Below are 13,445 nucleotides of genomic sequence, written 5' to 3' on the forward strand. Positions count from 1 at the left end.
TTTGCATCATAAAATTTAATAACTTGGAAAACTCCCAACATACATCGCAAAATTGGTTTGAATCTTGGTTTGATTCTCCCTATTACCACATACTTTACCAACATAGAAACAATCAAGAAGCACAACTACTTATAGACAATTTAACAGAGTACCTTAATTTGCCCGAAAATGCAACTGTACTCGATTTGGCTTGCGGTAAAGGAAGACACGCCTTATATCTCAATTCACTTGGATACCGTGTAACTGGTGTAGATTTATCTGAAAACAATATTACATACGCCCAACAGTTTGCCAACGATACTTTACAATTTGCCGTACACGATATGCGTGAACCTCTAGGCGTAACATTTGATGCTGTTTTTAATTTGTTTACGAGCTTTGGCTATTTTGAAAACAATCAAGATAATTACAAAACAATTGCTGCTATAAAAGATAGTATTAATGAATATGGCTTTGCGGTACTCGATTTTATGAATGTTCCGTATGTTTTAAATCATTTGATTGCTCACGAAATAAAAAGCATAAACAACATCGATTTTCATATATCGCGATACGAAAAAGAAGGCTATATTTACAAAGAAATAAAATTTGAAGACCAAGGAAAATCGTATCATTTTACCGAAAAAGTACAAGCCCTTACACTCAACGATTTTACCCAAATGATAGAACAAAACGGTATGTATTTGCTCGATATTTTTGGCAATTATAAATTACAAAAATACCATACTACAGAAAGTGAACGTCTCATTATGATTTTTAAATAAATGAACTACTTTTTACCTCTTTTTTCTGTATTAGTAGGTTTTGGCATTGCACTGTGGCTACAACCACAAAACAAAAGCAATCTAAAACTATTAATGGCGTTTAGTGGCTCTTTTTTATTGTCCATAACCGTTTTTCATTTATTGCCCGAAATATACCACCATCATGAAGAACATCTAGATAACGAGCAAACTTCTGTAGGCCTTTTTATCATGATTGGTATTTTATTTCAAATTGTTTTAGAATTTTTTTCCAAAGGAGCAGAACACGGTCATGTACACGCACACGATAAAATCAACGCCATGCCTTGGCTACTGTTTGTTAGTTTGTGTATTCATGCGCTACTCGAAGGCTTTCCTGTAAGTCATCACCATCAGCTTGCATGGGGAATTGCCATACACCACTTGCCTATTTCTATCATACTCACTACATTCTTTTTGCAAGCAAAACTCCAAAAAAACATACTGTTTGTATTTATGCTAGCTTTTGCTTTTATGACACCGCTTGGCACATGGGCAGCCACACATATTCCGCAACTAGCACAGTATCAAACCCAACTATCGGCTGTAGTAATAGGTATATTATTTCACATATCATCAACAATCATTTTTGAAAGTAGCGAAGGACATAAATTTAATATCGCCAAAATTTCAATGATAATACTAGGAGTCGCCTTAGCTTATTTTTTGTAAATTTGGGCGTGCCCCTTTGGGTCGGGCTTTCGGCTTTATCTTTTTTTCGTGCCTCAAAAAAGGATACCGCCTCTATCCCTCACGCAAAGTGCAATAAACAACAATACCATGCAAGAAAAATTCACAAAAACTACCGAACAAAACTCTCATTACAACAATCTAGAGCAAATGTCGGTTTCAGAATTACTTCATAACATCAACAACGAAGATAAAACAGTACCACTTGCTGTAGAGCAAGCAATCCCTCAAATAGAAAAATTAGTCGATACAATTGTAGAAAAAATGAAACTCGGTGGTCGCCTATTTTATATTGGCGCAGGTACTTCGGGTAGATTGGGTATTGTAGACGCTTCAGAATGCCCACCAACATTTGGCGTACCTGCCAATTGGGTAAACGGAATTATAGCCGGAGGTGACGATGCCATTAGAAAAGCAGTAGAAAATGCCGAAGACAACACCCAACAAGCATGGCTCGATTTACAAGTACACAACATCAATGCTAACGATGTGGTTATTGGTATAGCTGCTTCTGGTACAACACCTTATGTGCTTGGAGGTTTAGAAAAATGCAATCAAAACAATATTACTACAGGCTGCATTACTTGCAATCAAGGAAGTCCTTTGGCGCTAGTAGCACAGTATCCAATAGAGGTTGTTGTTGGCCCTGAGTTTGTTACAGGTAGTAGCCGTATGAAAGCAGGAACAGCACAAAAACTTGTGTTGAATATGATTTCTACCACAACGATGATAAAACTAGGCAGAGTAAAAGGAAACAAAATGATCGATATGCAACTTAGCAACGATAAACTTGTCGATCGAGGTACCCGAATGATTATAGAAGAAATCGCTGTAGACTATCAAACTGCCCAACAACTTTTACTACAATACGGCAGTGTGCGCAATGCAATAACTAATTTTAAAACCAAATAATTATGAAATCACTAGTATTCGTAACATTACTAATTACTGCGAATGTTTTTTCCCAAAACCTAATTGTTAAAAGTAATGGAAGTATAGTAAAGCAAGGTAAAACAATATCTACCGAAGAAGTAAGAACAATTCTTGCATCGCAACCCCAACTACTAGAAATGTACAATTCTGGACGAACAAAAAAAACAGCTGGAAATATATTAATGATTGGAGGATTAGGACTAATAACTGCGGATTTAGTTACTGCTTTAAATTCTGATGTTCAATATCCGTCGGCAGTAACTTTTATAGGCGGAGCGCTATTTGTTGCCTCAATTCCTATAAAAATAGGTTATTTAAAAAAAATAAAAACCTCCATAAACGAATACAACACTTTAGATAAAAAAACCAGCTTCACTATTGATAAAATAGAAATTATTAACAATCGAAATGGACTTGGCGTAGCAATTCAATTTTAGCCAAAATTTTAATAATTATGTCTACAAACAAAGACCTCCTTTCTAAGGGAGTTAAACACCTATTTGCGGCGCTACCACTTATGTTTATAGGTCCAAGCTTATTTTACAATGCCCTAATGAACAAGCATACCAATTGGCATTATCTAGTATTGGTAATTGCTTGCAGTATCTGTATTGCATCTGTATTTTTGGCATTCAAAGGTTTACAAACAATTATAAAATCATTGTTCGATGGAGATAAATAGCACTTATTTAGAGAGTGTTCGCAAACAGTTTTTGTATTATAAAACGCTTGGCGAAAAAGCAATGCAACAATTAGCTCCCGAGCAATTATTTATTGCTGTAAACAATGATACAAACTCAATAGCTGTTATAGTACAGCATTTATCGGGAAATATGGTATCCCGTTGGACAGATATTTTTACAACAGATGGCGAAAAAGAATGGCGAAATCGCGATGCTGAGTTTGAAACGATACTCACAAACCCCGAAGAAGTTTGGAATTCTTGGAATGTAGGTTGGAATTGTTTTTTTAATACCTTAAATAATTTACAACAAAACCAGTTAGAAACCATTATCTATATAAGAAACGAGGGGCACACAATACTAGAAGCTATAAATCGTCAATTGGCACATTATCCATACCATATAGGTCAAATGGTGTTTTACGCCAAGATGCTTAAAAATACACCCTGGGATAGTTTATCGATACCCAAAAACAAATCAGGAGATTACAATAACAATAAATTTTCGCAAGAAAAAACCATTAAAAATTTTACAGATGACGAAATTAAAAAACTTAAATAAATAATATCATGTCAAATAAAAATATATGGGAGGATATAAGTAACGAACTAAATAAAAGAAATGAAGTTCTAGATGAAATGCTAAAAAAAAATGATGCAAACTCATTTTTAAAAGAAAAATCTTTAATTTATTCTGTTACTGAAGTTTTTGTAGAAAAAGCTCAAGAAAAATTAACTAAAAGAGCAAATGTATTGAAAAGATATACTATAGTTTCTGTGTTATTAACTATTATATTGATATTATTATTCTTATTCTATTTAATATTCAAAGACTATATTGAGCACTATATTTATGAAGTACTTTATGAAAAATGTGATTACTTTACTTATACAAAAGAAAAAAATGAAATAAATGCATATACTTTTACCCTTCAGGTGCTAAAATTACTTTCCATTGGTGGTTTATTTGGAGGATTAATATATTATCTATCTAGATTTTCATTTATATTCTATAAAGAAATGACTTCTCTATATAATACTAGGCATGATTTAAGATTTGGAAGATTGTATATTTATTTAAGTAAAAAAGATGAATTTGAATTAAAAGAATTAGTTGATGCTTTTCATTGGAGCAGAAATGATTTAACAAATGAAAATGGTTTAGAACTAAACTCTCCTATTAACACTATGACAGATGGTATAGAAAAAATTATTAAAGCCTCTGCAGAACTTGTAAAAAATGCTAAATAATTGTTCATGAAAAAAATATTATATTTAGTTCTACTTTCAATACAATTGTTATTAATATCTTGTTACGAGCAAGAATGTGATTGCAAAAAATACAAAGAAGGTACTTTTGAATTTACTCAAAAAATAAATGGAAAAAATGAAACATCTACATTTACACGAACTGCCAACAAACAAATTGAAACCTATCAAGGAAAAACCGATAGTGCCCATGTACGTTGGGTAAATGATTGCGAATTTATACTCCAAAAAATAAAACCAAAAAGCCGTGAAGATAAAAAAGCAATTGCCATTAAGATACTCACTACCAATAACAAAGGCTACACTTTTGAGTACTCGTTTGTTGGAGAATCGAAAAAAAACATTGGTTTTGTAACAAAAGTTAAATAAATTACGTTTAAATAACTTTAACAAATTATATACAAATGATCGAATTAATTTCCAATCCAAATGCTTGGGTAGCACTTTTAACTTTAACTTTTTTAGAAATTATCTTAGGGATAGATAATATTGTATTTTTATCTATTGTATCAGGAAAATTGCCCGAACACGAACAACCAAAAGCTAGACGTATAGGTTTGCTACTTGCTATGGCATTTCGCGTAGTTTTATTATTTGGAATTACTTGGGTACTAAGCCTTCAAGAAGTGCTTTTTCATATAGATTGGGGATTTTTTAACGCTGGGGTAACAGGGCAAAGTTTAATAATTTTTGGTGGAGGATTATTTTTGTTATATAAATCTGTTTCCGAAATTCACCATAAAATGGAGGGAGAAGAAGAATCATCTCCAAAACCAAAAGCAGGAAATACACTTACTGCTACTGTTATCCAAATTGCTCTTTTAAATTTGGTTTTCTCTTTTGATAGTATATTAACAGCTGTAGGACTTATTAGTATGAAATCGCCTGCAGAAGGTGGTTTTGGTTACGAAGGAGCCATTCTTATTATGATCTTATCTATTATCATTTCTATTGCTATCATGATGGCATTTGCTGGACCTGTAAGTAAATTTGTAAATAACCACCCTACTATCCAAATTTTAGGCCTTTCATTTTTAATTCTAATTGGGGTAATGCTTCTTGCTGAAGGTTCGCATTTAGCACATTTTAAATTTGGCAACGATATGGAAGTAGGCACAATACCAAAAGGATATTTGTATTTTTCTATATTCTTCTCTTTGTTTGTAGAGTTCTTGAATATCCGAATGAGAAAAAACAGCAAACCAGTTCAATTACACGATAGTAAAGAACTAGATGAAGACTTTGATACTAAATAGTTTTTGTCTATAAATGGAATAAAAAATACCCAAAGTAGATTTTAACTTTGGGTATTTTTTTATATCTAAATTTTGATAAATTACTCTTTTTTTGCCTTCAATACAAAGTAAAATCCGATAATAATAAAAGGAATACTCAACCATTGTCCAGTAGTAAATAAACCGTCAAACCATTTTTCTATATCGCCACCTTGACTTTCTTTTACAAATTCTACAAGAAAACGTACTGTCCAAAGTAATACTAAAAAGAGTCCAAAAAGAAACCCTTGTTTTTCTCTCGCATTTGTTTTCCAATACAAATAAAATAATATTGCAAAAACAAATATATAACTTAGCGACTCATACAATTGAGCAGGAAATCGGTAAGGAATTTGCTCTACAATTGGTGCAAATTTAGGGTTTGTAGTTAAAGCTTCAAATGCCTTTTGTGTATCATTTATATTTGTTAATCCTTTTAAATCGTGGCTTTGCCAAAACTCATCTTCACGTACAAATTTGGTAGCGAGAAATGAACTTTTATGGGTAATATGTCCGTATATCTCTGAGTTGAAAAAATTACCTATTCTTACAAAAATAGCACCACTAGCCACAGGTATTACTACACGGTCTAATACCCATAATATAGGTTTTTGTATCACTTTTTTACTATAAAAATACATGGTTGCAATAATAGCTATAGCAGCACCATGACTTGCAAGACCTTGAAAACCTGTAAATTCAAAATGAGGCTTGGTACGAAATGGTAGAAATACACTTAAAAAATCTTGGCTTAGTAATTCTCGTTGATAAAAAAATACATGCCCTAAACGTGCTCCTACAAGCGTGGCTAGAACAGTCCACACAAACAATGTGTCCAATTTTTCTAACGATTGATTTTCTCTAATAAATATGTGTTTCATAATATACCAGCCCAATGAAAAAGCCACTACAAACATAAGGCTGTAGTAATGAATGGTAAAAAAACCTAAATTTATTCCTTCTGATGGATTCCAGATCATAGTTTAATTTTTTAATGTTTATGTAAACAATTTTTTTCGGGTACAGGATTATATCCGCTACCTCCCCATGGATTACAACTTAAAATTCTTTTTATTCCGTAGTACATACCACAAAAAAGTCCATGCTTTTGCAAGGCTTCTATAAAATAACTTGAACAAGTTGGATAATACCTACATGTTGCGGGAGTAAATGGGGAAATTCCTGCTTTGTAAAACTTTATAAGTAATACAAATGGGTATATTAATATATTTTTAAAATTCAATGTATTAACGTTATTATATACTAAAAGTAGTGCCGTCTTTACCGTCTTTAATTACAATTCCCAAAGCTAATAGCTTGTCACGTATTTCATCAGAAAGTGCCCAATTTTTATTGGTTCTTGCTTCTTTACGCATTTGTATTAGCATTTCAACTACTCCTGTTAATTTTTCAGTAGAAGAACTTGAACCATTTTGATTTGATATGCCTAAAACATCAAATAAAAATATTGAAAGCGTGTTGTTTATTTTTTCGATGTCCTCGCTTGTGAGAGTTTCTTTAGCATCATTCACTAAATTTATATACCGAATTCCTTCAAATAATTGAGCAATAAGTATAGGTGTATTAAAATCGTCGTTCATTGCATCATAACAACTTTGCACCCAAGCATTAATATCTAAAGAAGAAGTCGCACTACTTTTTAACATAGGCAGTAACTTATAGGCTTCCATAAGTCTAGTATAGCCTTTTTCACTCGATACCATTGCATCATTAGAAATATCTAACACACTGCGGTAATGGGCTTGTAAAAAACAAAAACGAACTACGTTGGGTTCAAAAGCTTTTTCAAAAAACGAATTTTCTCCAGTAATTAATTCCATTGGCAAAATGTAATTGCCTGTAGATTTACTCATTCTTAAACCATTCATAGTAAGCATATTGGTATGCATCCAATAGTTTACAGGAGCAGTTCCATTGCAGGCTTTACCTTGTGCAACTTCGCATTCGTGATGTGGAAATTTTAAATCCATTCCTCCACCGTGAATATCAAAAGTTTCGCCTAAATATTTAGTGCTCATAGCAGTACACTCTAAATGCCAACCAGGAAATCCTTCTCCCCAAGGAGAATTCCAACGCATTATATGTGCAGGAGATGCATTTTTCCATAGTGCAAAGTCTTGTGGATTTTTTTTCTCATTTTGCCCATCTAAATCACGAGTATTAGCAAATAGTTCTTCAATATTTCTGTTGCTTAGCGCCCCATAATTCATTCCTTTACTATTGTAGGCAAAAACATCAAAATAAACAGAACCATTACTTACATAAGCAAAACCCAAATCGATTAATTTTTGAGTAAGTTCTATTTGTTCGAGTATGTGCCCTGTAGCTGTAGGCTCTATAGTAGGTGGTAAAAAATTAAAGGTATCTAAAACCTTATGAAAATCGACCGTATATTTTTGAACAATTTCCATTGGTTCCAATTTTTCAAGACGTGATTGTTTTACAAAACGATCATTATCTACATCTCCATCATCGGTTAAGTGCCCAGCATCTGTAATATTGCGCACATATCTTACTTTATATCCTAAATGAATAAGGTATCTATAGATAACATCAAAACTCATAAAAGTTCTTACGTTACCTAAATGCACATTGCTATATACTGTAGGCCCGCATACATACATACCAATATGACCTGCATGAATGGGTTTAAAAGTTGATTTTTCGGAAGTAAGAGTATTGTATATTTTTAATTCTTGCGATTGATAAAGTTCCATAAAAATAAAATTGATTATTAGAATGAAGTTTCTAATTGCACATACTGTAAAAACTCTTTGCGTACGTTTTCATCTTTAAATTTTCCGCCAAATTCTGCTGTTACAGTACTGCTCTCTATGTCTTTAATTCCTCTAGAATTTACGCACAAATGCTTTGCATCAATAATACAAGCCACATCATTTGTATTAAGTACACGTTGCAATTCTCTAACTATTTGTATAGTAAGACGTTCTTGCACCTGAGGTCTTTTTGCATAATAATCTACAATTCTATTCATTTTTGATAATCCAACCACAGTACCATTGGAAATATAAGCTACATGAGCCCTACCAATAATAGGCAGTAAATGATGTTCACAAGTAGAATAAACTGTAATGTTTTTTTCTACCAACATTTCGTTGTACTTATATTTATTATCAAATGTAGAAGAACTTGGCTTCTTTTCTGGATTTAAACCTCCAAAAATATCTTTTACAAACATTTTTGCAACTCTATTTGGAGTTCCTTTTAAGCTATCGTCTGTAAGGTCTAATCCTAAGGTATTTAAAATGTTTTCAACATCTTTTTTTATGAGTTCTATTTTCTCTTCATCAGATTTTTCAAAAGCATCTCCTCTTAAAGGTGTTTCTTCATTGGTAGCAATATGATTGTTACCTATTTCGTCATTAAAATCGTCGTTATTTATCATGTATCTATGAAATATGGTTTTTAGAAATACGAATAACTGCAAAGATAAATATTAAAATGGTATGAATTTGTGTTTTGTCAAAAATTCAAAAATTTATATTTTTAACTTAATTATTTCTTAAAAATTACTATATTTCGCACCTTAAAGTTTATCATGTGATGAGAAAAAAAATAGTTTTATCTTTTTTTGCTTTTATTTATTTGCATATTTGTTTTGCACAAAATTTCCTTTCCAATGGTAATTTTGAAAATGGTGGCGTAGGTACAGGTTTTGCTGTTACTGGAGTTGGCTATACTCAATTAATCCCTCCATTTTCTGGAACCACTACTGCTGGAAATTATGCTATTACTACTAACCCGCAACCTTTAAACACTTCCAATTTTATTTCGGGTACAGACCATACTACTGGAAGTGGTAATATGTTGGTAATAGATGGTAATAGTGTTGCTGGACAACAGTATTTTTGGGAAGCTGGAAATTTAGGTTCTGGCGTTTCAGGATTACAACCAGGTTCTACATACAAGTTTTCTTATTGGATAAAATCTGTTTCAAATACTGTAACAGATGCTGCTACTTCGGCTAATATTAATGTTCAAATAGATAATGCAACTGCTGTAACCCTAGCTTCGGGTAATGCACTAGCTCCATTGCCTAATGCAGGTTGGCAAAAAGTTACATACTCTTTTACTGCAACCAATACAACGGTTTATATTAAACTTTGGAATTCTAACACAAACTTAGTAGGAAACGACTTTGCTATAGACGATTTGAGTGTGTATACTTGTAGTATGAATTTAATTAGTAATAATAGTAATCAAACAGTTTGTACAGGTCAAGCTATAAATTCTATTTTATATAGCTATTCTGGTGCTGTTAGTGGTATAAGTGTTACTGGATTACCTACAGGTGTAACCTATTCTATTGCAAACAATATAATTACAATTTCTGGAACTCCAAACGTTTCAATTACTTCTCAAACAGACTATAATTACACTGTATCTGTAGTAGATGAACCTTGCGCTGGACTTTTTTTAACTGGTTTAATTAAAGTTAATCCATTACCTAATTTAAGTATTGTCAATATAGTTCAAACCATTTGTCCAGGAAATACAGCAAATATAACAATGAATGGAACACCAAATAGCGTTGTTACAATAATGGCAGTAGGGCAAAACTACACGGGAAATATTGGTGCCACAGGAACAGGAATATTTACTACACCACCACTACAAAACGACACTACTTTCAGTTTTAATTTAATTACTTCAAATTCAACTGGTTGTAGTCGTTCTTACAACAATATAACAATTGAAGTAAAAGTAGTAGCCAACGGATGTGCTAATTTTATTCCTTCAATACCTAATCTAAATATTGCAACATCAACCTCAACAAATATTTTAGGATGTGAAATGAATATATCTGCTACAATCCCCCAGATAAAAGCAACAACAACATATTCAGTATCTTCTATTCCTTATTGCCCTAGAGTTTTTCCAGACCCGTCGGGTGGTTTTACTCAAATAAACGTTCCTAATGCAGACGATCAATGGTCTGAAGTTGTAAACTTACCTTTTCAATTTTGTTTTTGGGGTAATAATTATACCAGTTGCTCTATCGGTACAAATGGTTTAATTTCATTTAATCCTCATACACTCGGTAGTTTTTGTGATTGGCCTGATACTAATGTGGGGCTAAATAATGGTAATACTACATTTAATCAGAAAAATGCAATATTTGGAGTATTTCAAGATACAGATTTTAGAACTTCATCCCCAGCTGCCTCTCCTCCAGATAGATCTGTAAGTTATAAAATTGAAGGAACATACCCATGTAGAAAATTAATTGTTAATTTTTATCACATGGGACAATGGCAGTGTAATCAATCCGTTGGATTGCAAACTTCTCAAATTATATTATATGAAATTTCAAATATTATTGAGGTTTTTGTTGAACGTAGAGTTCCTTGTACATCAGCTTGGAATGGCACAGGATTGATAGGGATTATTAACCAATCTGGATCGCAAGCATTAGCAGCACCAGGAAGAGATGGGGATGATTCTCAATGGTCTGCGTTTAATGAAGGTTGGCGTTTTACCCCTACAGGTGTAACTGTCCCAAATACCTTTCAATGGTTTCAAGGTACTACATCATTAGGTAATAATCCTAACATTACTATATCTCCAACAACACCAACAACATATACTGCTGTATCGACATATACTGTTTGTGGCGTTCAAAAAGTAATAAGTAAAGATTATCACATAAATATTGTTGAAGTTAATCAGCCTCAAAACCTTGTACAATGTGTAAATAATCCCTATTTTAATTTAAATACAGTAATACAAAGTTCTTTACAAAGTGTTTTAGCTGCAGGATATACAGTGACAACTACTTTTCATCACACATATAATGAAGCAGAGTTATATTCAGACCCCCAAAATCCTCATATCACTAACACTTCAAATTATTTTAGCAACGGTAATGAAACTATATTTGTGAGATTTGAATTTGATACTGGTTGTATTTTGATAAAACAATTTCAGTTACAATTAATTCCAAGTCAAGTTCCAACTATAAGTTGTGGTACTAATACCCCCTCTTCAATAGCATTCAATTGGAACTCTGTACCAAACGCTATTGGATATAATATTTCTTATCAAAAGAACATTGAACCTCCTGTAAATGTTGGATTTGTAGATAGTTCTATAACTTCTTACACTTTTTCTTCTGGTATAAACACAAGTACTTCTATTACAATAACTGTAACTCCTATATCAAGTGGTAGTGATTGTTTTGCTTCTGCTTCATTAACATGTAATGCGGCATCATGCCCTACAATTACAAACCCTTCTTCTACACAAAACTTATGCTTAGGTAGTGATATGAATCCTTTATCTGTAAATACAACTTTTACAGGTACAGACGCTATTTCTTATGTATATTTTACCTCACCTCAATCAGGTAGTTCTATGTACACTGGCGGTATACCATTGGGGTATGCAACACCAGATGCAGCAACTCTTGCTTCATACGATCCACCTGTACTTGGTAGTGTAGGTTCTTTACCAAATTCTGTTGGCACCTATTATATCTATGCTATTGCAAACCCTATACCTGCTGACGGTACTTGTAGACCTTATCAAGAAATTGTAGTAGTTATCTCTACTCCTCCTAATGCTGGATTTGATGGTACTTTAAGTATATGCGATACTTCCACAACTGCTATCAATTTATATAACTTAATAGTAGGTGAAGATTCTGGAGGAACATGGATAAGAACTAGTGGAACAGGAGGCCTTTTTGATAGTGTTGCTGCTACATTTACACCTGCAGTAGGTGCTACTAATAGCACTTTTGAATATTCATTACCTAGTACAGCTATTTGTGCGGGAGACACTAGTATTGCTACTGTAGACATTAGTCATCAGCCTACAGCAGGAACAGGTTCTACACATCAATCTTGTACTACAGATACAAATACATTAACTTTAGCTAATTATATATCAGGAGAAGATACAGGAGGTGTTTGGACACAAATATCAGGAACTGGCGGAACATTTAATGCTTCTTCTGGAACCTTTATACCTACTGGAGCAACAACAAGTATTTTCCAATATACAATTACACCAGGTGCTCCATGCTCAGATACTAATAGTTTAGTAACTATAAACATACCTAATCCACCAACGCCAATCACCCCTACAGCCTACCATGTGTGTGATGACAATACAGATGGCTATGCTACCTTTACATTAAGTACGAAAGATGCAGAAATTACGGGAGGTAACACCAACTATACCGTAACTTACCACGCTACTCAACCAGCAGCCGATGCAGGTACACCTGTACTACCAAATAGTTATTCAAACAATATTGCAAACTCACAAACTGTTTATATTAGAGTGGTTGATAACACTACAGGTTGTTACGCTACGACCACATTACAACTGGTTGTAGACCAAAAACCTCAAGTTACCACCTCAAGCGCAGGAGTATGTATTGGAAATAATGCTACAGTATCAACTACAGTTAGCCCTGCTGGCACTTACAATTATGTATGGACATATCCTGCTGGAGCTTCAGACCCAGGTAACGTAAGTACATTTACTACTTCTGTTGCTGGTACTTATACTGTGGTAGCTACTAATACTACTACAGGTTGTAGTAGTAATGCAACACCTGTAACGGTTACAATCTATCCATTACCGGTAATTGTAACACCGAGTCCTATGACAATGTGTAGTAATGGTTCGAGCAACCAAGCTATTTTTAACTTACCGTTAAATGATAGCACTATAACCAATGGTGCTTCTGGACTAACAGTAACGTATTACAACAGCCAAGCCGATGCTGATGCAGAAACTAATGCGATAACCCCTTCAAATACT

Annotated in this window: 13 protein-coding genes and 1 pseudogene; 10 read left to right on the plus strand and 4 right to left on the minus strand. The window is 33.3% G+C overall.

What is annotated here, in order from left to right; all coding sequences use genetic code 11:
• Positions 1-23 precede the first annotated feature (23 nt).
• The 9 genes from Q361_RS02520 to Q361_RS02560 all read left to right on the plus strand — a co-directional run bounded on the left by Q361_RS02520 (position 24) and on the right by Q361_RS02560 (position 5,612).
• On the plus strand, positions 24-764 hold the full coding sequence (locus Q361_RS02520; RefSeq protein ID WP_245874595.1) for an SAM-dependent methyltransferase: 741 nt from the start codon (positions 24-26) through the stop codon (positions 762-764).
• A complete protein-coding gene (locus Q361_RS02525; RefSeq protein ID WP_103725132.1) occupies positions 765-1,454 on the plus strand; it encodes a ZIP family metal transporter in 690 nt (229 codons plus the stop codon). It begins immediately after the preceding gene.
• 108 nt (positions 1,455-1,562) lie between these two features.
• Positions 1,563-2,384: an N-acetylmuramic acid 6-phosphate etherase gene (gene murQ, locus Q361_RS02530; RefSeq protein ID WP_103725158.1), complete on the plus strand. Its 822-nt coding sequence runs from the start codon at positions 1,563-1,565 to the stop codon at positions 2,382-2,384.
• A gap of 2 nt (positions 2,385-2,386) precedes the next feature.
• Positions 2,387-2,842 (plus strand): hypothetical protein, encoded by a 456-nt coding sequence (locus tag Q361_RS02535; protein ID WP_103725133.1) that lies wholly within the window; start codon positions 2,387-2,389, stop codon positions 2,840-2,842.
• 17 nt (positions 2,843-2,859) lie between these two features.
• Entirely contained in the window at positions 2,860-3,087 is a 228-nt protein-coding gene (locus tag Q361_RS02540; RefSeq protein WP_103725159.1) for a DUF6095 family protein, read from the plus strand.
• Complete coding sequence (locus tag Q361_RS02545; protein ID WP_103725134.1) at positions 3,074-3,649, plus strand: DUF1572 family protein; 576 nt, start codon at positions 3,074-3,076, stop codon at positions 3,647-3,649. The genes Q361_RS02540 and Q361_RS02545 overlap by 14 nt, the downstream gene beginning before the upstream one ends.
• 8 nt (positions 3,650-3,657) lie before the next feature.
• Positions 3,658-4,338, plus strand: coding sequence for a hypothetical protein (locus Q361_RS02550; protein ID WP_103725135.1), 681 nt, complete (start codon positions 3,658-3,660; stop codon positions 4,336-4,338).
• A gap of 6 nt (positions 4,339-4,344) precedes the next feature.
• Positions 4,345-4,725, plus strand: coding sequence for a DNA topoisomerase IV (locus Q361_RS02555; RefSeq protein ID WP_103725136.1), 381 nt, complete (start codon positions 4,345-4,347; stop codon positions 4,723-4,725).
• 29 nt (positions 4,726-4,754) lie between these two features.
• On the plus strand, positions 4,755-5,612 hold the full coding sequence (locus Q361_RS02560) for a TerC family protein (protein ID WP_169929248.1): 858 nt from the start codon (positions 4,755-4,757) through the stop codon (positions 5,610-5,612).
• A gap of 80 nt (positions 5,613-5,692) precedes the next feature.
• Here Q361_RS02560 and lgt read toward each other — a convergent pair whose 3' ends face one another.
• Genes lgt through folE form a run of 4 tightly spaced genes read right to left on the minus strand, consistent with a single transcriptional unit; the run spans position 5,693 to position 9,057 of the window.
• On the minus strand, positions 5,693-6,610 hold the full coding sequence (gene lgt, locus Q361_RS02565; protein WP_103725138.1) for a prolipoprotein diacylglyceryl transferase: 918 nt from the start codon (positions 6,608-6,610) through the stop codon (positions 5,693-5,695).
• Between the two features lie 11 nt (positions 6,611-6,621).
• Entirely contained in the window at positions 6,622-6,873 is a 252-nt protein-coding gene (yidD, locus tag Q361_RS02570) for a membrane protein insertion efficiency factor YidD (protein WP_103725139.1), read from the minus strand.
• Between the two features lie 13 nt (positions 6,874-6,886).
• Positions 6,887-8,368, minus strand: coding sequence for a cysteine--tRNA ligase (gene cysS / locus Q361_RS02575; protein ID WP_103725140.1), 1,482 nt, complete (start codon positions 8,366-8,368; stop codon positions 6,887-6,889).
• A 17-nt stretch (positions 8,369-8,385) separates the two neighbouring features.
• Entirely contained in the window at positions 8,386-9,057 is a 672-nt protein-coding gene (gene folE / locus Q361_RS02580) for a GTP cyclohydrolase I FolE (protein WP_103725141.1), read from the minus strand.
• Positions 9,058-9,215: 158 nt separating this feature from the next.
• On the opposite strand from folE, the pseudogene Q361_RS02585 reads away from it, so the two are divergent.
• Positions 9,216-13,445: pseudogene (locus Q361_RS02585) on the plus strand (hypothetical protein); the annotation flags it as partial.

Source organism: Flavobacterium croceum DSM 17960 (assembly GCF_002917885.1).
GTDB lineage: Bacteria > Bacteroidota > Bacteroidia > Flavobacteriales > Flavobacteriaceae > Flavobacterium > Flavobacterium croceum.

Bases quoted from the DNA above. Each gene is read 5' to 3' on its own strand.
- murQ (WP_103725158.1), top strand. From the start codon at position 1,563: ATGCAAGAAAAATTCACAAAAACTACCGAACAAAACTCTCATTACAAC.
- lgt (WP_103725138.1), bottom strand. From the start codon at position 6,610: ATGATCTGGAATCCATCAGAAGGAATAAATTTAGGTTTTTTTACCATT.
- Q361_RS02555 (WP_103725136.1), top strand. From the start codon at position 4,345: ATGAAAAAAATATTATATTTAGTTCTACTTTCAATACAATTGTTATTA.
- Q361_RS02550 (WP_103725135.1), top strand. From the start codon at position 3,658: ATGTCAAATAAAAATATATGGGAGGATATAAGTAACGAACTAAATAAA.
- Q361_RS02545 (WP_103725134.1), top strand. From the start codon at position 3,074: ATGGAGATAAATAGCACTTATTTAGAGAGTGTTCGCAAACAGTTTTTG.
- folE (WP_103725141.1), bottom strand. From the start codon at position 9,057: ATGATAAATAACGACGATTTTAATGACGAAATAGGTAACAATCATATT.
- Q361_RS02540 (WP_103725159.1), top strand. From the start codon at position 2,860: ATGTCTACAAACAAAGACCTCCTTTCTAAGGGAGTTAAACACCTATTT.
- Q361_RS02535 (WP_103725133.1), top strand. From the start codon at position 2,387: ATGAAATCACTAGTATTCGTAACATTACTAATTACTGCGAATGTTTTT.
- cysS (WP_103725140.1), bottom strand. From the start codon at position 8,368: ATGGAACTTTATCAATCGCAAGAATTAAAAATATACAATACTCTTACT.
- Q361_RS02525 (WP_103725132.1), top strand. From the start codon at position 765: ATGAACTACTTTTTACCTCTTTTTTCTGTATTAGTAGGTTTTGGCATT.